Annotated in this window: 24 protein-coding genes and 1 pseudogene; 7 read left to right on the forward strand and 18 right to left on the reverse strand. The window is 72.7% G+C overall.

The genetic code is table 11. The annotated features are described in order from the left end of the window. Window positions 1–79 precede the first annotated feature (79 nt). From ACWGH1_RS28625 to ACWGH1_RS28680, 12 genes and pseudogenes are all read right to left on the reverse strand, one after another. Complete coding sequence (locus ACWGH1_RS28625; RefSeq protein ID WP_453356367.1) at window positions 80–1,471, reverse strand: cytochrome P450; 1,392 nt, start codon at window positions 1,469–1,471, stop codon at window positions 80–82. Beyond that, a complete protein-coding gene (locus ACWGH1_RS28630; RefSeq protein ID WP_453356366.1) occupies window positions 1,468–2,088 on the reverse strand; it encodes a GTP-binding protein in 621 nt (206 codons plus the stop codon). The genes ACWGH1_RS28625 and ACWGH1_RS28630 overlap by 4 nt, the downstream gene beginning before the upstream one ends. Further along, window positions 2,069–2,428, reverse strand: a complete 360-nt coding sequence (locus ACWGH1_RS28635) for a DUF742 domain-containing protein (protein ID WP_453356365.1) — start codon at window positions 2,426–2,428, stop codon at window positions 2,069–2,071. The genes ACWGH1_RS28630 and ACWGH1_RS28635 overlap by 20 nt, the downstream gene beginning before the upstream one ends. Beyond that, window positions 2,425–2,829, reverse strand: coding sequence for a roadblock/LC7 domain-containing protein (locus tag ACWGH1_RS28640; protein WP_453356364.1), 405 nt, complete (start codon window positions 2,827–2,829; stop codon window positions 2,425–2,427). Before ACWGH1_RS28640 ends, ACWGH1_RS28635 begins: the two co-directional genes overlap by 4 nt. Before the next feature lie 6 nt (window positions 2,830–2,835). Next, the gene (locus ACWGH1_RS28645) at window positions 2,836–4,392 is read right to left on the reverse strand and encodes a sensor histidine kinase (RefSeq protein WP_453356368.1); all 1,557 of its coding nucleotides are present in this window, start codon (window positions 4,390–4,392) and stop codon (window positions 2,836–2,838) included. Window positions 4,393–4,722: 330 nt separating this feature from the next. Continuing rightward, the gene (locus ACWGH1_RS28650; RefSeq protein WP_453356606.1) at window positions 4,723–5,904 is read right to left on the reverse strand and encodes a spore photoproduct lyase family protein; all 1,182 of its coding nucleotides are present in this window, start codon (window positions 5,902–5,904) and stop codon (window positions 4,723–4,725) included. 118 nt (window positions 5,905–6,022) lie between these two features. Then, window positions 6,023–6,499 carry an MSMEG_6728 family protein gene (locus ACWGH1_RS28655; protein WP_453356607.1) on the reverse strand — a complete coding sequence of 159 codons (477 nt, stop codon included), beginning with the start codon at window positions 6,497–6,499 and terminating at the stop codon, window positions 6,023–6,025. A gap of 41 nt (window positions 6,500–6,540) precedes the next feature. Then, entirely contained in the window at window positions 6,541–7,008 is a 468-nt protein-coding gene (locus ACWGH1_RS28660; RefSeq protein WP_453356608.1) for a hypothetical protein, read from the reverse strand. A gap of 98 nt (window positions 7,009–7,106) precedes the next feature. Then, window positions 7,107–8,524: pseudogene (locus tag ACWGH1_RS28665) on the reverse strand (MFS transporter). A 336-nt stretch (window positions 8,525–8,860) separates the two neighbouring features. Then, window positions 8,861–9,316, reverse strand: coding sequence for a peptidase inhibitor family I36 protein (locus ACWGH1_RS28670; protein ID WP_453354591.1), 456 nt, complete (start codon window positions 9,314–9,316; stop codon window positions 8,861–8,863). A 122-nt stretch (window positions 9,317–9,438) separates the two neighbouring features. Beyond that, on the reverse strand, window positions 9,439–10,461 hold the full coding sequence (locus tag ACWGH1_RS28675) for an ArsR/SmtB family transcription factor (protein WP_453354592.1): 1,023 nt from the start codon (window positions 10,459–10,461) through the stop codon (window positions 9,439–9,441). Window positions 10,462–10,658: 197 nt separating this feature from the next. Next, window positions 10,659–11,882 (reverse strand): serine hydrolase domain-containing protein, encoded by a 1,224-nt coding sequence (locus ACWGH1_RS28680; RefSeq protein WP_453354593.1) that lies wholly within the window; start codon window positions 11,880–11,882, stop codon window positions 10,659–10,661. 125 nt (window positions 11,883–12,007) lie between these two features. Between ACWGH1_RS28680 and ACWGH1_RS28685 the strand changes: the two genes are divergently transcribed. The 3 genes from ACWGH1_RS28685 (at window position 12,008) to ACWGH1_RS28695 (ending at window position 14,640) form a co-directional block, all read left to right on the forward strand. Further along, complete coding sequence (locus ACWGH1_RS28685; protein WP_453354594.1) at window positions 12,008–12,700, forward strand: spermidine synthase; 693 nt, start codon at window positions 12,008–12,010, stop codon at window positions 12,698–12,700. A 451-nt stretch (window positions 12,701–13,151) separates the two neighbouring features. After that, complete coding sequence (locus ACWGH1_RS28690) at window positions 13,152–13,343, forward strand: antitoxin (protein WP_453354595.1); 192 nt, start codon at window positions 13,152–13,154, stop codon at window positions 13,341–13,343. Window positions 13,344–13,428: 85 nt separating this feature from the next. Then, window positions 13,429–14,640 carry a glycosyltransferase 87 family protein gene (locus ACWGH1_RS28695; RefSeq protein WP_453354596.1) on the forward strand — a complete coding sequence of 404 codons (1,212 nt, stop codon included), beginning with the start codon at window positions 13,429–13,431 and terminating at the stop codon, window positions 14,638–14,640. Window positions 14,641–14,685: 45 nt separating this feature from the next. Here the strand turns inward: ACWGH1_RS28695 and ACWGH1_RS28700 are convergent, their stop codons facing one another. Next, on the reverse strand, window positions 14,686–15,009 hold the full coding sequence (locus ACWGH1_RS28700) for a nuclear transport factor 2 family protein (protein WP_453354597.1): 324 nt from the start codon (window positions 15,007–15,009) through the stop codon (window positions 14,686–14,688). Window positions 15,010–15,147: 138 nt separating this feature from the next. Between ACWGH1_RS28700 and ACWGH1_RS28705 the strand changes: the two genes are divergently transcribed. Then, window positions 15,148–16,128, forward strand: coding sequence for a TAXI family TRAP transporter solute-binding subunit (locus ACWGH1_RS28705; RefSeq protein ID WP_453409131.1), 981 nt, complete (start codon window positions 15,148–15,150; stop codon window positions 16,126–16,128). A 4-nt stretch (window positions 16,129–16,132) separates the two neighbouring features. Here the strand turns inward: ACWGH1_RS28705 and ACWGH1_RS28710 are convergent, their stop codons facing one another. From ACWGH1_RS28710 to ACWGH1_RS28720, 3 genes are all read right to left on the reverse strand, one after another. Further along, complete coding sequence (locus ACWGH1_RS28710; protein WP_453409132.1) at window positions 16,133–16,816, reverse strand: sensor histidine kinase; 684 nt, start codon at window positions 16,814–16,816, stop codon at window positions 16,133–16,135. A gap of 693 nt (window positions 16,817–17,509) precedes the next feature. Beyond that, entirely contained in the window at window positions 17,510–18,235 is a 726-nt protein-coding gene (locus tag ACWGH1_RS28715; protein ID WP_453356361.1) for a response regulator transcription factor, read from the reverse strand. Between the two features lie 110 nt (window positions 18,236–18,345). Further along, entirely contained in the window at window positions 18,346–19,758 is a 1,413-nt protein-coding gene (locus ACWGH1_RS28720) for an MFS transporter (RefSeq protein ID WP_453356362.1), read from the reverse strand. A 168-nt stretch (window positions 19,759–19,926) separates the two neighbouring features. Between ACWGH1_RS28720 and ACWGH1_RS28725 the strand changes: the two genes are divergently transcribed. After that, window positions 19,927–20,151 (forward strand): hypothetical protein, encoded by a 225-nt coding sequence (locus ACWGH1_RS28725; protein ID WP_453356363.1) that lies wholly within the window; start codon window positions 19,927–19,929, stop codon window positions 20,149–20,151. 41 nt (window positions 20,152–20,192) lie between these two features. On the opposite strand, the gene ACWGH1_RS28730 is transcribed toward ACWGH1_RS28725, so the two are convergent. Next, window positions 20,193–21,434, reverse strand: a complete 1,242-nt coding sequence (locus ACWGH1_RS28730; protein ID WP_453409133.1) for an MFS transporter — start codon at window positions 21,432–21,434, stop codon at window positions 20,193–20,195. A gap of 33 nt (window positions 21,435–21,467) precedes the next feature. Beyond that, window positions 21,468–21,989, reverse strand: a complete 522-nt coding sequence (locus ACWGH1_RS28735; RefSeq protein WP_453357637.1) for an N-acetyltransferase family protein — start codon at window positions 21,987–21,989, stop codon at window positions 21,468–21,470. Between the two features lie 153 nt (window positions 21,990–22,142). Between ACWGH1_RS28735 and ACWGH1_RS28740 the strand changes: the two genes are divergently transcribed. Next, the gene (locus ACWGH1_RS28740) at window positions 22,143–22,556 is read left to right on the forward strand and encodes a rodlin (RefSeq protein ID WP_453409134.1); all 414 of its coding nucleotides are present in this window, start codon (window positions 22,143–22,145) and stop codon (window positions 22,554–22,556) included. Between the two features lie 105 nt (window positions 22,557–22,661). Then, the gene (locus ACWGH1_RS28745) at window positions 22,662–23,267 is read left to right on the forward strand and encodes a GNAT family N-acetyltransferase (protein ID WP_453357316.1); all 606 of its coding nucleotides are present in this window, start codon (window positions 22,662–22,664) and stop codon (window positions 23,265–23,267) included. Window positions 23,268–23,346 lie beyond the last annotated feature (79 nt).

Raw genomic sequence — 23,346 nt, forward strand, 5'->3', positions numbered from 1 at the left:
TCGGGGGGCGCCGGGGCGGGGCCCCGGCGGGGCCCCGGCGGGGCGGCCGGGGCCCCTCGGGGCGCGGAGCGCCGGCGGCTCAGCGGCGGGCGAACAGCCGGCGCCACCAGCTGACGCCCCGCCGGTGGCCGGCGGACGCGGGGGGAGCCGTCGGCTGCGGCGGGATCAGGGCGTGCGGCGGGTGCTCGGACGCCTGCTCGGTATGGGGCCCGGCGTTGTCGACGGAGCGCGGGGTGAACCGTACCGGCAGTGACAGCAGGTGGCGGGACATCAGGGTGCCGCGCCACCGCAGCTCGCCCGGGTCGACCGCCAGCTGGAGGTCGGGCAGCCGGTCCAGCAGGACTTCGATGCCGGTGTCGGCGATGGCGCGGCCGATGTCCTGGCCGGGACATTCGTGCGGGCCGCTGCTGAACGCCAGGTGGGAGCGGTTGCCGTGGACGGAGACGCTCGGATCGGGCCGGATCTGCGGGTCGACGTTCCCCGCGGCCAGGCCGAGCAGCAGCATGTCGCCCGCCTTCACCTGCCGGCCGCCGAGCACGGTGTCCCCGGTGGCCCAGCGCCCGATGATGGTGTTGATCGGCGGGTCGTCCCAGAGGACCTGCTCCAGGGCGTCGGGCAGGGTCATGTGCCCGCCGGAGAGACTCGCCCGGAAGCGCGGGTCGGTCAGTACCGTCCGCAGTGTGTTGGCGATCAGGTTGGCGGTGGTCTCGTACGCCGCGATCAGCACCACGCGCAGGTGCATCAGCACTTCGGTGTCGCTCAGGTCCGCGGGGTGCTCGATCAGCCAGGAGGCGAGGTCGTAGGCGGGCTCGGCCTTGCGCTCCATGACCAGTTGTTCCAGCGTCAGCGTGACGTAGCGGTCGCTCTGCAGGGCCGTCTCCGTCCCCTGGAGCATGTCGCGTGCCGCGTTGACCAGCCGGGGCCCGTGTTCGTCGGGCGCCCCGACGAGCTGGGTCATGACCAGCATGGGGAGCTGGTCGGAGAAGGAGGACACCAGGTCGGCGTAGCCGTCGCCGGCGATCCGGTCGACGAGCTGGTTGGCGAAGCGGGTGACGTAGCGGCGGATCCCGCGCTTGTCGAAGCGCTCCAGGGACTCCACGACCGCCCCGCGCAGCCGCTCGTGCACGGGCCCGTCGGTGAAGTTGCACACCGGCACCCAGGAGACCATGGGACCGAGCGGGGTGTCGGCCGGAACGCGGCCCTCCTTCATGTCGCGCCAGCCCCGCGGGTCGCGGGCGAACCGCGAAGGGGTGCGCGCCACGTCCAGGTTCTCCCGGTGGCCGAGGACCAGCCAGGCCGGGAGGTCCCCGCTGACCAGTACGGGCGCCACCGGCCCGTACTGGGCCCGCAGCTTCTCGTACAGCCCCAGGGGATCGGCTTGCGCCTCCGGGCCGTGGAGGCGGTACAGGGCGCCCCCGGCGCCCGCCGCGTGGGCGGGGCACTCGGGCGGAGGGGTGGGATGGGTACTCACATTGCCTCCTGGGTCGCTGCCTGGGAGTGCAGGTAGCGCATGAGGGTCAGCAGGACGTCGCGGGACGAGTCCCGCCGCCTGGCGTCGCAGACGAGGATCGGGACGGCGTGGGGCAGGTCGAGGGCCTGGCGCAGTTCTTCCAGTGGGTGCTCCGGGGCGTCGGGGAACGAGTTGACGGCCACCACGAAGGGGACGCCGCGTTCCTCCAGCCGGCCGATGACGTCGAAGCTGGTTTCCAGCCGCCGGGTGTCGAGGAGCACGACCGCTCCGAGCGCGCCCTCGAAGAGGCCGCGCCACAGGAACCAGAAGCGTTCCTGGCCGGGCGTGCCGAACAGGTACATCACGAGTTCGTCGTTGATGCTGATGCGGCCGAAGTCCATGGCCACGGTCGTGGTGGTCTTGCGCGCCACCCCCCGGGTGTCGTCGACGCCGATGCCCGCCTTCGTCATGGTCTCCTCGGTGGTCAGCGGTTTGATCTCGCTGACGGCGCCGACCATGGTCGTCTTGCCCACCCCGAAACCGCCGACGATGACTATCTTGACGGCGGCCGCGGCGGTCTGGGGGAGTATGTCCGCGGGGCGCGGCCCGCGGGGCGGGTCAGAGCTTTTGAAGTCCATCGATCACTGCCTCGATCAGAGCAAGGTCGGGTAGCTGGGCGGCGGGGACGGGCGGCCGTACGTGGACGCGCCGAGCGGCCATCAGGTCCCCGACCAGTACGGTGACGGCGCTCACGGGCAGACCGGCGTACGCGGCGATCTCGGCCACCGACAGCGGTGCCTGGCACATCCGCAGGATCGCCGCGTGCTCGGGCTGCATCTCGGGCATGGCGGGCGCTCTGGCCACCACCAGGGTCACGAGGTCGAGGTGGACGGCGGTGGAAGGCCCGCTCCGGCCGCCGGTGATGACGTAGAGCCGTTCGGGACTGCTGTCCTCCCAGCTTGCGGGTGGCTCACTCACGCGGGCTGCCCGTCATGTCGGGGCGGACTGCTCAGGTGCTCCCCCATCCGGGTCACGAGGTTGCGCATCTGGGCACCCATCAGCCCCGCGTCGACGCCCTCGTCGGCGAGGACCGCCAGGTAGGAGCCGTCGCCGGCGGCCATCAGGTAGAAGAACCCGCCGTCCATCTCGATCACGACCAGGCGCATTCTGCCTTCGGAGTGCGGCAGTTCGGAGGCCACCGCTCCGGCGAGGCTCTGCAGGCCGGCACAGGCCGCCGCCAGGCGGTCGGCCGTGTCGGTCTCCGCCCCGTACTGCGCCACGCAGAGCCCGTCCGCGGACAGTACGATCACGTGCCGCGTCTGCGGCACTCCGGCGGCCAGGTCCTTGAGCATCCAGTCCATGCTGCTTCGCTGAGTCATCACTGTTCATGCCCCTTTGGTCGCTGAGCCCGACGCGTCCTGGGCGTCCTGGGCGTCTTGGCCGGTCGCGCCGGACAGTCCGCTGTGGAATGCCTCCAGCCACATGCCGGGACCGGGGTCCTCCGCCGAGTGCGGCTCCGCCGGCGGCGGGACGTCGGAGAAGACGGCCCGGTCCTTGCGGCGTCGCTGCGGCAGGCCCGTCGCCGTGCGTTCGGCGGCGGCTCCGTCCGTGGCGGCCGCCGGCCTCGGCACGGGAGCCGGCGCCCGCCTGGGCGCGGGGGCCGCCGGCGGCCTGGGCACGGACGCGCCGGCGGACGAGCGGTCCACCGGGTGCTCGCGCGGTGCGGCGGGTACGGCCCTGGGCCCCGAGGAGGAGCCGATGCCGTGGGCGAGGCCGGTCGCGGCGGTCGCCGTGGTGATCAGGTGCTGCGGGACGATGACCACGGCGCGGACGCCGCCGTACGCGGAGGAGCGCAGGGACACCTGGAACCCGTACGCCTGTGCCAGCCGGCCGACGACCGCGAGGCCCAGCCTGGGCGTCTCGCCCAGGTCGTTGAGGTCGATCCCGGACTGCGCCTGCGCGAGCATCCGCTCGGCGCGCCTGCGGGCCTCCTCGCTCATGCTGAGACCGCCGTCCTCGATCTCCACGGCGATGCCCGACTGCACCTCGGCGGCGGTGAGGTGGACCCGGGTGTGCGGCGGGGAGTACCGGGTGGCGTTGTCCAGCAACTCCGCCAGGGTGTGGATCAGGGGCTCCACGATCGGGCCGACGACGGCGACCTCGGTGACCGAGTGGAGCTCCACCCGCTGGTAGTCGATGATCCGCGACATCGCGCCGCGCAGCACGCTGTAGAGGGTCACGGCCCGGCTCCACTGGCGGCCGGGGCGCGCCCCTCCGAGGACGGAGATGGAGTCGGCGAGCCGGCCGATCAGGGCGGTGCCGTGGTCCAGGCGCAGCAGGTCGCCGAACACGTCCGGGTCGCGGCCGTGGCGGTCCTCCATCTCGCGCATTTCCTGGGCCTGCTGGTGGACGATCGCCTGCACGCGGCGGGCGATGTTCACGAAGGCCCGCTGCGCCGAGACGCGCAGGTTCTCCTCGTTGTCGACCGTGTCGATGACGTAGGCCAGCACGCTTTGCAGCGCGGCTCTGAAACGCGGTGTCAGCGCGGTGTCGTTGCCCCAGCGGTTGCCCGGTCCGCCGCGGCCGCCCAGGGCGGTCAGCACCTCCTCGGGCAGTTCACCCTTGCGCAGTCGCCCGATGGCCTCGGCCAGTACCACCTCGGCCAGGCGCACCGCTTCGGTCTCCTGCCGGAACAGGGCGTGGCGCAGGGCCGCGATCTCGGAGCGGCGGGCGGTGAGCGCCCGGCCGCGCCGGAGCGCTTCGGCGAGGGCCGCGGCGGTGCCCGCGGCGCCCACGGCGACGCAGACGGTGCGGACCGGTTCGGAGGAGGAAACGAGCGCCCCGATGAGGCACACGGCGGCCACGGCCGCGATCGCGGGCAGCGTCCAGGTCGGTCCCGCGGCTGGGCGGGCGGCTTCGGGTGGAATGTCTTTTTGCGCCATCGGCGTCCTCGAACCATCGAAAGTGGGGATCTTATGACCGGTGGGCGGGAGCATAACTACGCCCGACTTCCCGTAGGCGTGCTTTCGTTGGAGTTCATCGGACCGGAGGACCCAATACGCGCCATCCACCGGGCCGGATTCCGGCTGTACCGGTGTCCTGTTCATTGCGCTCGGCGCCATAAGCGGAGGTCGCGGGCATTCCGTCGGTTACACCGGCGAGGGAATTCGAACTCATATTCCGCTCGATTTCGGCCGCATTCCGTTGTCCCCGTGTGGTATCCCGAACGGAAGTGCGCTATGGACCCGGCGGAGCGGCGCCCGGCGGAGGGTTCAGAAGGCGTACCGCACGCGCAGCCACGGGGTGCGGGCCTCGATCAGCCGCCGCATCGACTCGACGGCGGCCGCCTTGACCGCGTTGCGGTAACGCACGTTCCAGCTGCCGTTCTCCGATCGCTTCGGCTGCTGGAGGTCCGCGCGCCACAGGAGGTCCTCGGCGCGCGGGTGCCAGCCGAGGTTCACCTCGTGCAGGTCCCGGTTGTGGGTGAGCAGGATGATCTCCGCCCCCGCCTGGTCCTTGACCCGGGGCGGCAGTACGTCGTCCATGGCGCGGAGCAGTTCCTCCCAGTCCCGCTCCCAGCCCGGACGGAGCACCACCGGGGAGAGGTTGAAATGGACCTCGTAACCGGCGTCGAGGAAGTCCGCTGCCGCCGCGAGACGGCCGGGGACGGGAGTGGTCCTGATGTCCAGGAGCCGGGAGTCGTCCGGCGGCATCAGCGAGAAGCGGATCCGGGTGCGGCCCTGGGGATCGAGCCGGAGCAGGTCCGGGTTGACGAACTTGGTGGCGAACGACGCCTTGGCGGTGGTCCACCGGCGGAAGGCCCGCACCAGGTCGGCGGTGTTGTCACTGATCAGGTCGTCCACCGAGCAGTCGCCGTTCTCCCCGATGTCGTACACCCAGGCGTGTTCGTCGCACTGGTTGGGTTCCCGTTTGGGGCCGGCCGCCGCGATGTGCCGGCCGAGGCTGCTCAGGACGCGTTCGACGTTGGTGAAGACGGTGACCGGGTTGGCGAAACCCTTGCGGCGCGGGACGTAGCAGTACGCGCAGGCCATGGCGCAGCCGTTGGAGAGACCGGGGGCGATCCAGTCCGCCGACCGGCCGTTGGGCCGGATCCCGAAGGTCTTGCGCTCGCCCAGGACCAGGACCTCGCGCTTGACCCGCACCCACCGCTCCACGTTCCCCTCGTTACCGTGCAGGTGCGGAATGGGCCAGTGCGAGTCCGTCTCGATCAGCCGGGCGCCGGGGAACCGGGCGATGATCTGCCGCCCCCGCAGGGAGCCGGCGGCGGCGGGCTCGGCGTGGATCTCCGCCACGTCGAGCAGTCTGCGCGCCTGCGGCCCGTCGCGGAAGGAGCGGCTGCCCACGGCCTCGGCCGGTGCGGCGGCCGCCGCGAGGTCGTCCATGCCGAAGAGGCCTTCGGCGCCGTCCGACGGTCCTCCGGATGGCTGTCGCATGTCCACTCCACGGGGCAGGCACTGGGCGGGGCGCGGGTGGGGCGGGCGGGCGGTGCCGGACCGCCGCCTGGCCGATGTCACGGCGTCCTCCCAGTCTACGGAGGCGATCGGGGCGGCCTCACCGGCCCGGGCCCGGTCTGTCGGACGCCGGCCAGACGTACGGGAGGTCGTCGGGCACACCGGGGAAGTGGCGGCGGTAGACCTCGGGGGCCTTGCGCAGCAACGCGGACTGATGGCTCAGGTGGAAGGCGGGGTCGCCGAGCCAGGGCGGCAGCTCGCCGTCCGCCGCGAGCCGGCGCTGTGCGCGCGGGGCGGCCCCCGGGCGCCAGGCGAGGTAGCCGCCCATGAGCGTGCCCGCACACGTGTCGGAGTGGCCCCCGGCGGTCCAGACGCCGCAGACATCGAGGCCGTACCGCACCAGGGCTTCCTCGTAGCCGGCCCACATCCGTACCGCGGGGTGGCGACGCCAGCCGTACCCGGGCACCGTGAGGCCCCGGAAGACCTGGAGCGCCTCCACGCGCTGTTTGCCCAGCCGCCTCGGGTCCAGCACGGCGGCCGAACCGAGGAATTCCGGATAGGGGAGGAACGTCTGCACGGGGTAAGCCCTACCCCCTGGCGCAGCGGATACGTCCGGGCTCACTCCATCCGGCTCCGGACGGTACGCAGCAGCCGCGCCGTCTCCTCCACCGTGACCGGCGGTGAATCGACGCCGCCGGAGGTCGTCAGGCGCAGGCAGTGGCCGTGGTACGGGCCTCCGACGACCACGAACCCGTTGTCGGCGCTCTTGTACGCTTCGGCGTCTATCTCGGGTGCCGGTTCCGAGCCCGGGTCCGTGCAGCCCGTCCCGTTGGTGTTCGACTTCAGCCAGGCGACCCACAGGTCCTTGTTCGCGTTCGGAGCCCGGTAGAAGCACTCGTGGCCGTAACTGCCTTCCTTGGCCTGCGCCTCCAGAGGAGTGCCGAGCACCTTCTCGATCTCCCCCTTGAGCAGGAGCTCGCACGGGCTCGTCCAGGGAACCGATGCCTTCGCGCCGTCTCCCCCGCCGCAGCCGGCGAGCACCGCGAGCACGGCGGCCGCGGCCGGTATCGTCATCGCTCTTCGCATGACCGGATGGTGACACCGCCACCGGGCGACCGGTGGCCGATCGGAGCATTCCGTGCCGGTTTACCGGGGTCGCCTGCCGCCGGGCCGCACCGGACGTGTCATCCGTCGCGGTCCCGAGGGCCCCGGTGGGCCCATGGGTGCCGCAGCCGGATCCAGACGTCCCGGGCCTGGCGCCCGGCCGCCGAGCGGCTGCCGGCCACCAGCCGCTCCGCCTCGCCGGGCGTCTCGACCATCGGGCCGGACCCGCGCAGCGGTTTGCCCGCGGTCTCGTGCAGGAAGAGCGTCGAGACGAAGCCGACGGCTCCGGCGACCATGAGGTAGTACGCCGGGACCATGGTGTTGCCGGTCGCCTCCACCACCGCCGAGGCGAACAGCGGTGTGGTCCCGCCGAACAGCGAGACGGAGATGTTGAAGGCGAGGGACAGCGCCCCGTACCGCAGTCTGGTGGGGAACAGCGCGGGCAGCGTGGACGCGGCCGTTCCGGCGAAGCAGACCAGCAGCAGGCCGAGAACCGCGCAGCCGATGGCGGGCAGCAGGATCCCGCCCTCGCGGATCAGCAGGAACGCCGGCACGGAGAAGACCACCAGGGCGACGCTGCCGACCAGGAACACCGGCCGGCGGCCCCAGCGGTCCGAGGACCGGCCCACGGTGGTGATGGTCAGGACCACCAGCAGCATGGTCGCGAGGACGAGCAGCTGCGCGGTGGTGTCGCTCTGGCCCAGCGTCACCGACATGTAGGCCGGCAGGTACGAGGTCACCATGTAGTTCGTGACGTTGTACAGCAGGACCAGTCCCATGCAGATGAGTACGGCCTGCCAGTGCCCCGGTGAAGATCTCCTTGAGGCGTCCCTTGCCGGACTCGCGGGCGGCCTCGACGGGATCCTCGTCCTCCTCCGCGTCCTGCGCGCGCACGGACGCCGCGTAGGCGGCCTCCTGCTTGAAGGCCGGCGTCTCCTCCAGCTTCAGCCGCATGTAGAGCCCGATCAGGCCCAGCGGGCCCGCCAGGAAGAACGGCAGCCGCCAGCCCCAGTCCTGGAGGCCCTGGGTGCCGAGTACGACGGTCAGCACGGTGACCAGGCCTGAGCCCAGGGCGTAGCCGACGAAGGTGCCGAAGTCGAGCCAGCTGCCGAGGAACCCGCGCCGGCGGTCGGGGGCGTATTCGGCGATGTACGTGGTGGCGCCCGCGTATTCGCCGCCGGTCGAGAAGCCCTGGACCAGACGGCAGACGAGGAGCAGGAGCGGGGCGACGACGCCGACGGCGGCGTACGTGGGCAGGAAACCGACGGCGAAGGTGCTGGCCGCCATCATGATCATGGTGGCGGGCCAGCACCTTCTGCCGTCCGACGCGGTCGCCGAGCGGCCCGAAGACCAGTCCGCCCAGGGGGCGGACCAGGAACGCGGCGGCGAAGGTGGCGAAGGCGGAGACGACCTGCACCCCGGGGGAGCTGTCGGGGAAGAAGACCTTGCCCATCGTCCCGGCGAGGTAGGCGTAGACACCGAAGTCGAACCACTCCATGGTGTTGCCCAGGGCGGCGGCGGTCACGGCGCGCCGTACCTGCGGCCGGTCGGAGACGGTCACGTCCTCGCTGCGGATCGTCGTCTTGCGGCGGCGGATGGTGGAGCTGACGTCGCCCACTACCCCGTGCACCGACACGTACCCGCTGCAGGACGCGGCGGCGTGGGCGGTGCCGGTGGAGACGGAGAGGAAGCCCAGGGAGAGGGACGCGACGAGCACGGCGCCGGTGACGGACGTGCGCATGCGGGCGAGGTTCGAGGGCAGTTCTCCGGTTGGTTCGCCGGGGCGGACGGGGAAACCGGGCGCGGGCGGGTCGCCGGCGCCCGGTGCGCTCGGTCAGGAGCCCTTGTAGGAACCGATCGGGGTCGCTGTTCCGCAGGACGTGCCGCCCAGCTTCTGCACGGAGGAGATCTTGTCGTGGAGGCCGAACCAGTCGCCGAGCTTGGACACCGAATAGCCGGGACGGACGCAGTACTTCGCGCCCTGGTTGTAGGCGTCGACGTACACGTACCAGGACACGCTGTTGCGGTTCCACAAGGAGTCGAACCGGTCGTTGTCGCCGCCGAGGGCGGGCGCGGAGGCCGTGTAGGCGGTGAAGATGCCGGCGTAGTTGTCGTCGGACCAGGCGCACAGGCGGTTGTCGGCGCACTGGGCGGTGCTCGCCGACGCGGGTGCCTGAGCGGTCGCGAAGGCGATCACCGCGGCACCCAGGAGGACCGCGGCGCGCTCCCCCGCCCGCCGCGGCCGGGATGTGCGGCTCCCTGTCGGCGCCTTCAAGACTTTCATGCGCATGCTCTCACCTCTGTTGTGGATGTGCGGACGTGCGGATGTGGTGCCGATCGCAGTCGCGGGCCGGCGCCGTCACGCATCCTGCTGACGACCGGCCCGCGGCGGCCACGGCCTTAAGCCACCGCTTAAAAGGGATGGCCGGCCTCCGTGCGCCGGCTCGTCCCACCGAGCAACTGACGCCCCAGGGCGGTCGTCACGTGCAGTACGGAGCCGCCCCGACGGCTCGTGGTGATGAGGCCCGCGCCGCGCAGGGCGCCGGCGTGCTGACTCGCCGCGGCCGGGGTGATGCCGAGCCGCCGGGCCAGTTCGGTGGTGCCGCAACCGTCCGTGACGAGGCGCAGCGCGGCGGCCCGGGTACGGCCGAGGAGGGCGCCCAGGGCCTCATCGACGGTCGGGTCGGAGCCGTCCTGCCACAGGGCGGAGCCGCTCGCCGGGTCGGTCACCGCCGGTACGGTCAGCCGGGGTACCGACTCGTCGTCGTACGGGTCGTACAGCAGGCTGAGTTCGCGCCAGGAGAAGACCGTCGGCGCGAGGACGAGTCCCCGGCCGCCCAGGTGGACGTCGACGGAGCGGGGGTGTCTCACCTCCAGCACCGGAGGGGTCCAGCGCACCAGCGGCGGGCACAACGATGCGAGCAGGCCCTCGACGCCGGTCTCCAGGAAGGTACGGGCGTACTGCGCGCGTACCGCGTCGAGCCGGGAGCGGGCGACGGTCCAGTAGGGGCCGACGGTCACCCGGTGGCAGGCCACGAGGGCCGCCGCCAGTTGCCGGCGCGCCTCGCCGTCCCCGTCGGCGACGGTCCTCGCCCAGGAGGAGTGGACCGGGCCGAAGGCGACCGCCTCCAGCTCGCGGCGCACGCGGGTGCGCGGAGCGCGCAGCAGGGTGTCGACGGCCTGGTCGATGTCGGGCGAGTCCCCCGCCAGGGTCAGCAGGTCCAGTCCCGGGCCGCGGTCCGGCATGAGCGCCGTGAGCGGCTTGGCGTCCTCCGGTAAGCGCCCGGTCACCTTCGCCCGCCAGCGGTGGAAGGGCACCGCGAGGGAGCGCCTGCCCAGCATCTCCAGGCTGTAGTACGTCTCCGCGGCGGCGCCGATCGTGGTGGCCACTCGGGTGCGGGCGAGATCGTCCGCGGTGAAATGAATACGCAGCACCACTGGCCCCACTGACCCCGGACCGCTACGGCAACGCGGGTTGGTCCGATGTCACTCGCGGCCGGCCGCTCGGGTGGCGGCGGAAGAGAGTGTGGGGCGTTCACCGGTGGTGCTTCAACGGCGTTTCCGGACCTTTTGCGCGCCGGTGGCCGATGTCCCGATGAGGGCGGACACCGGCCACCGGGGTCAGTGGGCCGTCAGCCGGCCTTGGGTGCGGCCGGTTGATGACCGGGATACACGTGCCGGGGAGTAACGATGCCGGTGACCGCCTTGCCGAAGAGCGTGCTCGGCTCCTGGCCGTTGTGCAGGATGTCCGTGTTGAGGACGATCACCATCGTCGCCTGCGCCTGGGGCAGGTAGACCACGAGGCACTCGTAGCCGGGGAGCGAGCCGTTGTGGCCGATCCAGCCCTGGACATTGAAGATGCCCAGCCCGTAGCCGTCACCCGAGGCGTTGATCGGTTTGGTCTTCAGCCGCTCGGCCTGCGTCGCGGGTGTCAGCAGGGTGCCGGTGGCGACGGTGTGCGCCCAGCTGCGCAGGTCCTGCATGTCGGAGGTCATCGCACCGGCGGCCCAGGCCCAGGAGGGGTCCCAGTCGGTCGCGTTCTCGACCTTGCCCGTCGCCGTCTGGTTGGTGTAGCCCTGCGCGTGGGGGTCCGGGAACTCCGCGCCGGCGGGGAAGAGCGTGTGGTGCAGCCCCGCCGGCCCGACGACGTCGCGCATGATGACCTCGTGGAGCGGCCGGCCGGTGATCTTCTCGATCACCAGGCCGAGGAGGACCAAATTGGTGTTGGAGTAGTCGAACTGGGCGTCCGGCTGGAACTGGATGCCGTGCTTGAAGCTGTAGCCGAGCAACTGCTGCGGGGTGAAGGGCCGGTCCGGGTCGGCCTCGAACGCCTTGTCGAAATCCGCGTCCTCGCTGTAGCTGAACAACCCGCTGCGCATGCCCGCCAGTTCGCGCAGGGTGATGTGGTCCCCGTTCGGCACGCCCTGGATGTACTTGCCGATGGGGTCGTCCAGGCCGATCTTCCCTTGGTCGACCAGCCGGAGGAGGGCGGTGACCGTGAAGGTCTTGGTCTCGCTGCCGATGCGTATGCCCAGCGCTGTCGTCATGGCGGCGCCGGTCGCCTTGTCCGCCACGCCGAAGGACTTCACGTAGCTGCCCTTGCCGGGCGCCCACAGCCCCACGGCCACGCCGGGCACCTGCGTCTGACGCTGGACGAGCCGGATCGCGGCGTCGAGCTTCGCGGCGACGGCCGGGGTGAGCTGCGCGAACTCCCCGTCCGGGGAGGGCGCGACGGGGGCGGACCGGGCCGTGGCCGGCGCGCCGTGCGCGGAGCCGGCGGCGGCGGGAGCGATGAACAGACCTGCGGCGGCAGCTGCCACGCAGGCCCGGTGCAGCCGAATGCGGTACGGCTTCACGGCGTGGCCTCCAGTGGTACGAGGACCCGAGCAGGACCAGGGTAGGTCAGCCCCGGCCGGGCCGCCCGGCGAGCCGCCCGGAGCGGACCCGGAACACCGGTCGGCCGCGGTTCGTTGGGCCTCGCATGACCACACCTGTGACTTCGGGAGCGGCCCGGACAGTGGACCGCAGGGAGGGCCGGTTCGGCGAGGTCGTACTGCGCCAGCGCGGCGCCGTGTACGAGATCATCGCCAACGGCTGCTTCCTCATGGACACCTCCGACGGACGCTCGGAGCGGCTGCTCGTCGACGCCGCGTACCTGGCACTCGACCCGCCGCCCGGCAGCCCGCCGCCGGACCTGCTGATCGGGGGACTGGGCGTCGGCTTCTCGCTGGCGCACGCCGCCGGGCAGCCGCACTGGGGACGGATCGCCGTCATCGAACGGGAAGAGGCGATCATCGAGTGGCACCGGACCGGGCCGCTCGGCGCGATCTCCGCCAGGTCCCTCGCGGACCCGCGGACGACGGTCGTCCACACCGACCTCGTGGAGTACCTCGCGACGTCCGCCGACCGGTACGAGGCGCTCTGCCTGGACATCGACAACGGCCCCGACTGGACGGTCGACGACGAGAACAGGACCCTCTACTCCCCGGCCGGCCTCGCGGCGTGCCGTGGCCGGCTCAACCCCGGCGGAGTCCTGGCCGTATGGTCGGCACAGCACTCCCCCGCCTTCGAACACGCCCTGCGCGAGGCGGGCTTCACCGACGTCCGCACCCGGGAGGTGCCCGTCGCCCGAGGAGTCCCGGACGTGGTCCACCTGGCGCGCGAACCCGGGTGAGCCGCTGCCCGGCGTGATGGACAGGCGTTCGGGCCGCGGCCCCGTCCCGAGGTGCCGGCCCCCATCCGCTGCCGGCCGGTCGAGGGGCGGCGTGGCGGGTGGGTGGCGCGCTCGGTTCGGCTCCGGCCGGACGAACCTGCCCGCCGCGGAACGGCTGGTCGGTGACCTCCCGGCAGGAGGTCCACCCGGTCGAGTTCGAGCAGCTCGGCGAGCCTCTGCGCCGGCCGGCCGCGAGGACCGGCGAAGGGGGCCGGGCGGGGACGGCGCCGTCGGGATCGGATACCTGAGGTTCTGCGAGGCCGCGGCCGCGGAAGTCCTCCGGGTGGAGAACGGGCAGGTCAGCTGGCCGCAGTAGGGTCAAATCGGTTCCGCGCAACGGCGCCCGGATGCGCATCGCGGGCCTCTGGAACATCCTGGGAGCGCTGGACAACGAGCCAAAAGGAGATCGGTCATGTCCGTGATGGACAAGCTCAAGCAGATGCTCAAGGGACACGAGGACAAAGCCGGCCAGGGCATCGACAAGGCCGGTGACTTCGTCGACGAGAAGACCCAGAACAAGTACCGCGCCCAAACCGACATGGCACAGGACCAGCTCAAGCGGCAACTCGGGCCGGACGAGCCCCCGCCGCCGCCCACCCGGTAACCGCCGGCGGTAGCCGCCGGACCGCCCGCGCCGGTGGGCAGCACGGTGCGGGCGTCGGGGCGTGTGACGCGAGATGATGGCCGGCATGACGAGTTGGCTGACGCGCCACGCCACGCTGGTTCTGGCGTGCTCAGCGGTCGCACACCTGGTGGTGGCCTTCTGCACGGCGGACATGTTCGACCTCCGGGTGTACCGGGAGGGCGCGCCCGGCATCCTGACCGGCCACCTCTACGACTTCCGGCTGGCCCGCGCCGATCCGCAGGCACTGCCGCTCCCCTTCACCTACCCGCCCTTCGCGGCCCTGGTGTTCCTGCCGCTGGCGTACCTGCCGTGGTGGCTGACGCAGGTGCTGTGGCAGTTGCTCTCCCTGGCCGCCGCGGTGTACCTGGTCCGGGGCTCGTTCGCGCTGCTGGATCCGAGCAGGGCGCCGGAGCCCGCTCGGGTCCTGCTGTGGACGGCGCCGGTGCTGTGGCTGGAACCCGTGCTCCACGGGCTCTCGCTCGGCCAGGTCAGCCTTCCGCTCGCCGCGCTGTCGCTGGCCGCCGCACTGCGGCCGGGTCCCGTGGCGGCGGGCGCCGGAATCGGTCTCGCGGCCGGCATCAAGCTGACCCCGGCGGGCGGCGTTCTGTACCTGCTGGCGGCGGGCCGGCGCCGGGCCGCGGCGTGGGCGGCCGGCGCGTTCGCGGCGACGGTCGCCGTGGCCGCGCTCGCGGCCCCGGCCCAGTCCTGGCGGTACTGGCGCCACATCCTCGGCGACAGCGGGCGCATCGGGCCGATGGCCTCTGTGGAGAACCAGTCGCTGCGCGGCTGCCTGGCCCGGCTCCTCGGGCACGACGGCGGTGTCCCGGGCCTGTGGTGGCCGGCCGCGGTGCTCCTCGCCGCGGCCGCGACGGCCCTCGCGCTGCGGGCCGCGGTGCGGCGGGGCGACCGGCTGGCCATGATGCTGGCCGCCCAGTTCTTCGTCCTGCTGGCGAGCCCGATCTCGTGGAGCCACCACTGGGTGTGGGTGGTCCCGGCGCTGATCTGGCTGCGGTACGGACCCCTGCGCGGGCGGCGCCTGACCGTGGCGGCCGCCGCGGTCTGGGTCCTGACGGCCGGCGCCTGGGTGGTCCCGGCACTCCACGCGGTGGCCCCGGCGGGCCGCCCCGTGCCCTGGCCCGTCGCGGTGGCCGCCTGCGCTTACCCGCTGGCCGCCGCCCTCACCCTGGCGGCCGTCGCGTCTTCGCGGCCGCCCGCCCCGGCCCCGCCGCCGGGCCCGTTCCCGGTTGCGGGGCGTACCGCCTCCCGCGGCGGCTGACCGGAACCGGCCGGGTCTACGGACGGGCCGGGGGGCGAAGTGCCGTCAGGCCTGGCCGGTCTCGAAGCGGGCCACCTTGCCGCCCTCCACGGTGAACCGCCAGGCGGTGCGCATGCTGCCCCACGTGTCGTTGCGGAAGTCGGCCACCAGGCCGAGCCCGTCGTCGCTTTCGGTCTCGACGTCCATGTGTCCGCCGGAGCCGAAGATCTCCCGCTCGGTCCAGTCGGCGAGGTCACGGTCACTGCCGTCGTCCGACATCGTGGCACCCGCGGTCAGGGACGCGGCGAACGCCTGCCGGTCCCCGGCGTTCAGCGCCGTGACGAAGACGCGCACCGCCGGTTCGGTCAACTGGTCGGGAGGGATGGCCATCGCTGTTCTCCGTGACTGTCGGGGTGGACGCCGTGCTGGTATTGGACCCCAAGGAGCCCTGCTCTTCGAGGTCCGCCGGGCGCGTGTCGGGGATCGGTCCGGGCACGCGGCGGTCCGCGCACTGGCTACCCTCTTGACGTGAGCAGCGCAATGGTGGACCGCCGACGGGTGGTGGCGGCGGGGCTCGGCGCCGTCGCGTCCGCCATGGCCGGAGCCTGCGCCGGGTGCTCCCGGGCGCCGGGTCCGACGACCCGGCTGCGGCTCGCGACGGGCCCCGAGGGAGGTCCGTACAACGCGTTCGGCGAGGCCCTCGCGCGGGCCGTCGCGGCGAGCGGCAGCCGCCTGCGAATCGTTCCCGTGAGCACCGCCGCCAGCGTGGACAACCTGCACGAGCTGGACGCCGGGTCCGTCGATCTCGCGCTGGCCATGGCGGACGTGGCCGAGGGCGCCGCGCTGGGGCGCGAGCCGTTCGCCCGCCCGGCCGCGGTGACGGCGCTGGCGCGGGTCTACGTGAACTACACGCACCTCCTCGTGCCGGCGCAGGGGCCGGTACGGTCGGTGCGGGACCTGGCCGGACGTCCGGTCGCAGCGGGTGCGGCGGGCTCGGGCGTCCAGGTGCTGGCGGGGCGGGTGCTGCGGGAAGCCGGGCTGGGCGGCGGCCCCTCCCCCGCGCGCGAACGGCAACTGGGCCTCGCCGAGTCGGCGACGGCACTGCGCGAGGAGACGGTCGACGCGCTGTTCTGGTCTGGGGGCGTGCCCACCCCGGCGCTGTCGGCGCTCTCGCACGAGCTGTCCCTGCGGTTCCTGCCGCTGGACGGGTACGTGGGACCGCTCCGGGAACGCCACGGGCCCGTGTACACGGCCGTCACCCTCCCGGCCGGTGCGTACGGACTGGCGGAACCGGTGGGAACGGTCGGGGTCGCCAACTACCTCCTGGCGCGTGCGGACGTACCGCAGGGCGCGGCGCATGACCTGCTCACGGTGGTCTTCGACCGGTGGAGCGACCTGCTGCGTGAGGTGACGGCGGGCGCCCGGCTGGAGCCCAGGTTCGCCATCTCGACCGGCCGCGTACCGCTCCACCGGGGTGCGGTCGCGTACTACCGGTCGGTGTACGGCTGAGGGGCTACGAGGGCGGGAGCCGCAGCTCGAAGGCCAGCCCGCGGGGCGTGTTGCCGCTGACGTCGAGCCGGCCTCCGCTGATCCGGGCGATCTCGTCGGCGATGGCCAGCCCCAGTCCGCTGCCGGGGACGTTCTGGTGCTCGGGGGAACGGCCGAAGCGCCTCAGCAGCAAACCGAGTTGGTCCTGCGGGACTCCGGGGCCGTCGTCCGTGACCCGGACGACGGCCTGCCCGTCTTCGGCGTCCCGCACCGCGCCGACGACCACACGGCCGCCGGGCGGAACGAACTTGACGGCGTTGTCGAGAAGGGCGTCCAGGATGCGGCCGGCGGCGTCGGGCAGGGCGGTCGCCCACAGTCCCTCGCGGAGGCCGGAGGTCGTCAGCTCCAGTCCGGCGGCGTCGAACACCGGGGTCCAGGCCGTCACCCGTTCCCGTACCGCCCGCGACACGTCCTGGTCGCCCAGCTCCGCGGCGCCCGACTCCACCCGCGCCATCGCGAGCAGACCGTCGAGCAGCTCCTCCAGCCGCTCCGCCTCGTCGAGGGCGCGGGCGTGCTCGGCGCGGCCGGGACCGGGGGCGATGTGCGGCTCGACGTTCTCCAGCTGGAGCACGAGGGTGGCGAGCGGGTTGCGCAGCTGGTGGGAGGCGTCGGCGACGAAGTCGCGCTGGCGGCCGATGGCGTCGGCCATGGCCTGCGCCATGGTGTTGAAGTGCTGCCGCAGGCGGCGCAGTTCGGGCGGACCGGTGTAGGAGACGGGCGCGCGCCTGGAGGCGTCCCGCCGTCAGCCCTTCCACCGCCCGGTCCAGGTCGAGGACCGGACGCATCAGCCAGCGCGCGGTTCCCGCCGCGACGAGGGCGGCCGCCGCGAAGGCGGCGAGCGCCCCGGCGGCGATCAGCGACCAGCGGACCGTCACGTCCCGGCGGGCCGCCCCCGTGGGCACGGACATCAGGACCGCCCCGCTGACCCGCTCGTCCCGGCCCACGGGTTCCGCGACGACGACGCGTTGCGGACCCCACGGGCGCAGGGTCGGCAGCCGGTCGGTGGAGCGGCCGGTCAGGGCCCGGCGACGGGCGTCCGCCGTCTCGGCGGAGGAGGCCGGCGAGACGGGTCCGGCCTGTGCGAGCGTGCGTCCCGCCGGGTCGACGACGAGCACCCCGGCGCCGTACAGCTGCGCGTACCGGCCGATCTCGGCGGACAGCTCCGACCGGTCGGCGGCGGTACGCATCCGGTCGGCGAGGTCGGCGAACCGCACCGCCTCCGAACGCCGTTGCAGGAGCAGGTGCTCGGTCCGGCCGCGGGCGTACGCGTCGGCCAGGGGCAGGCAGAGCAGCAGCGCGGCGGTGCCCATGAGCACCATCAGTACCGCGAGGAGGCGGCGTCTCACCGCCCCGTGTCCGCTCCATCGCGTACGGCGGGCGAACCGAGTTGGTAGCCGAACCCGCGGACGGTGCGCACCAGGGCGGAGCGGCCCGTCTTGGCGCGGATGCCGGCCACGTGGACGTCCAGTGACCGTGAGGCGCCGAGGAAGGCGTCGCCCCAGATCCGGTCCAGGATCTCCTCGCGGGAGTGGACTTCGTCCGGGCGGGTGGCGAGGAAGGCGAGGACGTCGAACTCGCGTCGGGTCAGGTGGACTTCGCGGCCCGCCACGGTGACCGTGCGGCCCGCGAGGTCGACTTCGACGTCTCCGGTGGACACCGGACGGCGGGTAGACCGGGCGCTGCCGGCAGGCCCGGCTGCCGACCGGTCCGGCGGGGTGCCCGTCCGGCGGCGCACGGTGTCGATGCGGGCGAGCAACTCGGCCATCCGGAACGGCTTGACGACGTAGTCGTCCGCACCGGCCCGCAGGCCCTGCACGATGTCGCGCTCTTCGCAGCGCGCGGTCACGACGATCAGCGGCGCATCGCAGACGGTGCGCAGCCGGCGCAGCAGTTCCAGCCCGTCCAGGTCGGGCAGGCCCAGGTCGAGCAGGACGAAGTCGGCTTCGTGGACGTGCCGCAGGGCGTCCAGGGCGCGGCCGGCCCGGCGGACCGTGTGGCCGCGCTGGGCGAGCGCGGTGCCGAGGGCCTGGGCCATGCGGTCGTCGTCCTCGACCAGAAGGGCGTGCATCGGCAGTCCTCCTCGTCACGCGCACGGACCGGCAGCCGGGCCTCCCCCGCCCGACCGGTCGGCCCGGTGCAGCAGCTTACGTGAACTGCCGCCCGGGCCGTCCGCGCAGCTCAGCGGGCCGCCTCGCGGGCGCCGGCGGCCGGCTGGCCCGCGTGGTCGGCGGCGCTGGCCGGGCCGTCGGCCGCCGTCTCCGCTTCCGCTTCCGAGCGGCTGAGCGCGGCGTGGCGGGTGTCGGGCATCAGGACGTAGGTCACGAGGGAGACGAGCGCACAGCCGGAGACGTACCAGAAGAACATCTTCTCGTGGCCGGCGTCCTTGAACCACAGCGCCACGTACTCGGCCGTGCCGCCGAAGAGGGCGTTGGCGACGGCGTACGGCAGTGCCACGCCCAGGGCGCGCACCCGGGTCGGGAACAGCTCCGCCTTGACCGCCGCGTTGATGGAGGTGTAACCGGTGACGATCACCAGCGCCAGCAGGGAGAGCCCCAGCGCGGACCAGTACGAGGACGCCGACCCGAGGGCGGTCATGATCGGGTAGGTACCGACGGTGCACCCCACCGCGAAGGTGATCAGCAGCGGGCGGCGGCCGATCCGGTCGGACAGCATCCCCGCGAAGGGCTGGAGGACGGCGAAGAGGGCCAGGGCGGTGAAACTGACCAGGGTGGCGGTCGTCTTCGCCATGCCGGCGCTGCCGACGAGGTACTTGGTGAGGTAGGTGGTGTACGTGTAGTAGGCCACGGTTCCGCCGAGCGTGAGCGCCATGACCAGACCGGCTTGCCGCCGGTACTGCCACAGGGCCTTGAGGGTGCCGCGTGCGCTGTCGTCGTGTGCGGCGGGGTCGGAGGACTCCTCCCGGAACGCGTCGGTCTCCTGGAGCCGCCTGCGCAGCCAGAAGACGACCACCGCGAACAGGGCTCCGAAGACGAACGGCACGCGCCAGCCCCAGTCCTGGAGCTGGGCTGTGGTGAGCGTGTGCTGGAGGGTGATGAGGATGCCGAGTCCGAGCAGCTGACCGCAGGTCATCGAAACGTACTGGAACGAGGAGCCGAGGCCCCGCCGGTCGCGGGCCGACGCCTCGGTGAGGTAGGTGGCGCTGGCCGCGTACTCGCCGCCGATGCTCATGCCCTGGAGCAGGCGGGCGAGCAGCAGCACGAGCGCGCCCGCGTAGCCGGCCTGCCCGTACGTCGGGGCGACGGCGATGAGGAGGGCGGCCCCCGACATCATGGCGACGGTGAGGGTGAGCGCGCTCTTGCGGCCGCGCCGGTCGGCGGCACGGCCGAGGATCCAGCCGCCGACGGGGCGCATCAGGAAGCCGACCGCGAAGATGCCGGCCGTGTTCATCAGCTGGGTGGTGGGGTTGTCGCCGGGGAAGAACGAGTCGGCGAAGTAGATGGCGAAGCTCGCGTAGACGAACCAGTCGTACCACTCCACGAGGTTGCCGAGGGACCCGCCGACGAGGGCGAGTCGGCGCCTCTTGCGGGCGTCGGCGGGCGGCGCCGGGGGCAGGACGGCGGACGAGGACATGGCGGCTCCAGACGGAAGTCCCCGAGGGGGAAGGACGAAGTTCCCAGAGCATGCGTCGCCCGGCCCGGCGGGACAAGGAACGCCGCCGAGATCTAACGTCCCGCTAAGGAAGCCCCCGGGCCGGTCCCCGGCGGCGCCGGCCGGCAACCGCTTCCGTACACTCGCCGGATGACCGAGATGCGGTGCACTTACTGCGGCGGGGGCGAACTCGATCCCGGATTCGTCGAGGACACCGGTCAGTCCGCTCCCGGGTACGCCCGCTGGATAGCCGGGCCCCTGGAACGGGGCCTGTTCGGCGGAGCGAAGCGGCTGGGGCGCCCCCGCCGCCAGATCGACGCCTGGCGCTGCCGGCGGTGCGGGCACCTGGAACTGTTCGCCACGCACCCCGCCTGAACCCCTCGGCGGCCTCCCGCCCGGGCCGGACGGACAGGCGGTCAGCGGCTGCCGACGAGGTCGTTCCCGGCCGGCGCCCGCCGCCGTACGGCCCACACGCCGGGGGCGAGGAGGAGCACGAGGGTGGCCAGGGTCATCACGACCGCCCCGGCGAGCAGGACGGAGTCCGGCCCGACGGAGGCGGCCGTGGCGCCGACGATGAGGTACCCGAGCGGCACCGCCATGAGTTCGCCGGTCGAGCCGAGGGAATTCACCCGGCCCAGCAAACCGGGCGGCAGCTGCTCCTGTAGGGCGGTGTGCCAGCAGACGATGGCGATGTCCAGGCCGATGCCGGCCAGGACCGCGCCGGCCGCCACCACGACGAGCGGGGCGCGGAGTCCGAGAGCGAGCAGCGGAAGCGCCGACGGCAGGTTCGCACAGACGCACACGACCATGATCCGGTGGGGTTTCCACTTGAGGGATATGAATCCACCGCCGAACAAGCCGAGGGCGAAGGCTCCTTGAACGGTTCCCCAGGCGGCGGCGCCCAGGTTCCGGTCATGGGCCACGACGGGTCCCAGGAGCTGGTAGCCGCCGAGCCACAGCGCGACGACGACCGTGCCCGAAAGCACGTACGACCAGAGCCAGAAGCGGCCCGAGAAGGCCGCCCAGCCCTCCTTGAAATCCCGTAGGGCCGATGAGGTCCGCTTTTCCTGCACGGAGCTGCCGATGCCGCCGACGAGAACGGCTGCGACGGCAAAGCTGGCACCGTCCCAGGCCAGTGTCCACTCCGGTCCGATCAGCGCGACCAGCAAGCCGCCCACCGCCGGCGCGACGATTTTGACCGCGTTGACGGGAAGGCGCATGAGCGCGTTCGCTTCCTGGATTTCGTCCGCTCCGACAAGGTCGGGAAGAAGGCTGTTCATCGCGGGCTGCGCGAGGGCGGAGGCACCGCCGGCGAGGACGGCGAAGGCCGCGACCCGCGTGACGTCCGCCGTTCCCGAGGCCACGAGCAGGGCAACTCCCGCCTGCGTGAACGCCGATATGAGGTTGCCGAACACGATGACCCGCCGCCGCGACAGCCGGTCGGCGATCACGCCTCCCACGAGCAGCATGATCAGTTGCGGAACGGTGTTGCAGGCCAGGACGATCGCGAGCGAGTCCGGACGGTCGTCGAACCCGAGCACCGCGAAGGCCAGGGCGACCGGCGCCATGGCCGAGCCGCTCATCGAGATGATCCGGGCCAGGACGAACAGACGGAACGGCTTGTGCCGCAGTACGGAGAAGGAGGAGGTGACAGCCACCCGGCGCACAGTACAACCCGCCCCGGGCGGTTCTCAGTTCAGCGGGCGTCGGTAGCGGAGCTCGGTGAGGGCGACGTCGTCGTAGAGGTCGTCCCGGCTCCCGCCGTCGGGCCGGTAGCCGGCTCGCTCGTAGAAACGCCGGGCTTGCCGGTTGTCCTCGAGGACCCACAGGGCCAGGGCCTGGAACCGCTGCCCCGCCATCCGGGCGTGGACCTCGCCGAGCAGCGCGCGGCCGACTCCCCGGCCGATCAGGTCGGGTCGGACGTAGCAGGCGTGGATTTCCGCCGTCCGGCTGCCGGCCGGCACCGGCCCCCGGTAGGGACCGCAGCTGGCCCAGCCCACCGGAGCGCCGTCGGCGTCGAGGGCGACCAGGTCCGTCGACCGCCGGAGCGGGTGCGCGAACCAGGCCCGGCGCTGTTCCGCATCGCTCTCGACCGTCATCGCGTCCAGGTACGCCTGGGGAACGATCCCCGCGTACGCGGACTGCCAGCCCCGCACCCGGATCGCCGATACCGCGTCGACGTCGCCTTCGTCCATGTCCCGTACCCGCACCATCCCGCCACCCTAAGCGCCAGCTCGGTGAGCCGAACCGCTGCCGCCCTTTGCGCGTTCGGGTGACACACCGCCACATCGACCGCCACCGTCGCGTTAGGCAGGACGACTTCCCCTCAGGGACCCGTTTCCGCTCAAGCTAAGGAATGCTCGAGAATGCTGAAGAACATGATGATCGCCGCAGCTGCCACCGCCGCCGCGCTCGGTGCGGGCGCTGCCGTGGCCGCCCCGGCCATGGCCATCGGCAATGACAACGGGATCAACACCGTCAACGGCAACGGCGCCTCCCAGATCTACGGCAACCAGAAGACCGACGGCGCCATGAGCCCGCAGCTGAGCCTGGTCCAGGGCACGCTGAACAAGCCCTGCATCGGCCTGCCGGCCAAGGTCAACGCCCAGTCGCTGGTGGCGATCATCGCCAACATCGGTGTCCAGGACATCAACGTCCTGTCCAACCCGCAGAACCAGCAGTGCACCGAGAACTCCACCCAGGCCAAGGGCGACGAGTCCCTGTCGCACATCCTGGACAACATCCCGGTCCTGTCCGGCAACCTCTCCGCCGGCAGCTGACCTGCCGGTCCGCGCGGCGAAGGGCCCCGGCCTCCCCGAGGAGGCCGGGGCCCCGGCCGCAGCCGGCGGGTGGTGGCCACAGCCGGGCTTCGGCATGATGCGGTGATGATCGCTTCGATAGCCCCTGTGGTACCGGCCGGCAGTATGAGTGGTGGCGGCCAGCCGTCGTTCCGCCTCGCCAGCGGCTTCGTATTGCGTCCGTGGCGGTGCGAGGACGCCGAAGTGCTGGTGGCCTCCTGCCGCGACCCCGGAGTCCGGCAGTGGAACCGGCCCGTGGAACTGTCGTCGGACGCGGCGCGTGCGAAGATCGCGCGGTGGGAACGGGGCTGGCGGGCCGAGGAGGCCGCGATCTGGGCGGTCTGCGGGACCGGGGAGGGCGAGCCGGTGGGCCTGATCGGGCTGGCGGACATGGACCTCCGGGGCGGCAGCGCCGAGTTCCTGTACTGGCTCCTGCCCGCCGGGCGCGGTCACGGGGTCATGGCCGACGCCACGCTCCGCGTCAGCCGGTGGGCCGTCGACGAACTGGGCCTGCACCGGCTGAGGATCACGCATTCCGTCGCCAATCCGGCGTCCTGCCGGGTCGCGACGAGGGCGGGGTTCCCCCTGGAGGGAGTCATGCGGAGCGCTCTGCTCCACGCGGACGGCTGGCACGACGAGCACCTCCACGCACGCGTCAAGGGCGATCCCTGGCCTTCCGGCCAGACCGGGTGAGGCGCGCGGGTCCAAGCCGCCGCTTGGGTCGGGCCAAGCGGACCCGAGGATTGACCTGGGCTTCGCCCCGCGTGAGGAT

Source organism: Streptomyces sp. NPDC054883 (genome assembly GCF_053610645.1).

Coding starts and splice junctions, on each gene's coding strand:
- ACWGH1_RS28690 (WP_453354595.1), top strand. CDS start 13,152: ATGTCCGTGATGGACAAGCTCAAGCAGATGCTCAAGGGACACGAGGAC.
- ACWGH1_RS28700 (WP_453354597.1), bottom strand. CDS start 15,009: ATGGCCATCCCTCCCGACCAGTTGACCGAACCGGCGGTGCGCGTCTTC.
- ACWGH1_RS28660 (WP_453356608.1), bottom strand. CDS start 7,008: ATGCGAAGAGCGATGACGATACCGGCCGCGGCCGCCGTGCTCGCGGTG.
- ACWGH1_RS28745 (WP_453357316.1), top strand. CDS start 22,662: ATGATCGCTTCGATAGCCCCTGTGGTACCGGCCGGCAGTATGAGTGGT.
- ACWGH1_RS28725 (WP_453356363.1), top strand. CDS start 19,927: ATGACCGAGATGCGGTGCACTTACTGCGGCGGGGGCGAACTCGATCCC.
- ACWGH1_RS28640 (WP_453356364.1), bottom strand. CDS start 2,829: ATGACTCAGCGAAGCAGCATGGACTGGATGCTCAAGGACCTGGCCGCC.
- ACWGH1_RS28740 (WP_453409134.1), top strand. CDS start 22,143: ATGCTGAAGAACATGATGATCGCCGCAGCTGCCACCGCCGCCGCGCTC.
- ACWGH1_RS28695 (WP_453354596.1), top strand. CDS start 13,429: ATGACGAGTTGGCTGACGCGCCACGCCACGCTGGTTCTGGCGTGCTCA.
- ACWGH1_RS28720 (WP_453356362.1), bottom strand. CDS start 19,758: ATGTCCTCGTCCGCCGTCCTGCCCCCGGCGCCGCCCGCCGACGCCCGC.
- ACWGH1_RS28645 (WP_453356368.1), bottom strand. CDS start 4,392: ATGGCGCAAAAAGACATTCCACCCGAAGCCGCCCGCCCAGCCGCGGGA.
- ACWGH1_RS28715 (WP_453356361.1), bottom strand. CDS start 18,235: ATGCACGCCCTTCTGGTCGAGGACGACGACCGCATGGCCCAGGCCCTC.
- ACWGH1_RS28650 (WP_453356606.1), bottom strand. CDS start 5,904: ATGCGACAGCCATCCGGAGGACCGTCGGACGGCGCCGAAGGCCTCTTC.
- ACWGH1_RS28735 (WP_453357637.1), bottom strand. CDS start 21,989: ATGGTGCGGGTACGGGACATGGACGAAGGCGACGTCGACGCGGTATCG.
- ACWGH1_RS28685 (WP_453354594.1), top strand. CDS start 12,008: ATGACCACACCTGTGACTTCGGGAGCGGCCCGGACAGTGGACCGCAGG.
- ACWGH1_RS28630 (WP_453356366.1), bottom strand. CDS start 2,088: ATGGACTTCAAAAGCTCTGACCCGCCCCGCGGGCCGCGCCCCGCGGAC.
- ACWGH1_RS28670 (WP_453354591.1), bottom strand. CDS start 9,316: ATGCGCATGAAAGTCTTGAAGGCGCCGACAGGGAGCCGCACATCCCGG.
- ACWGH1_RS28710 (WP_453409132.1), bottom strand. CDS start 16,816: ATGGCCGACGCCATCGGCCGCCAGCGCGACTTCGTCGCCGACGCCTCC.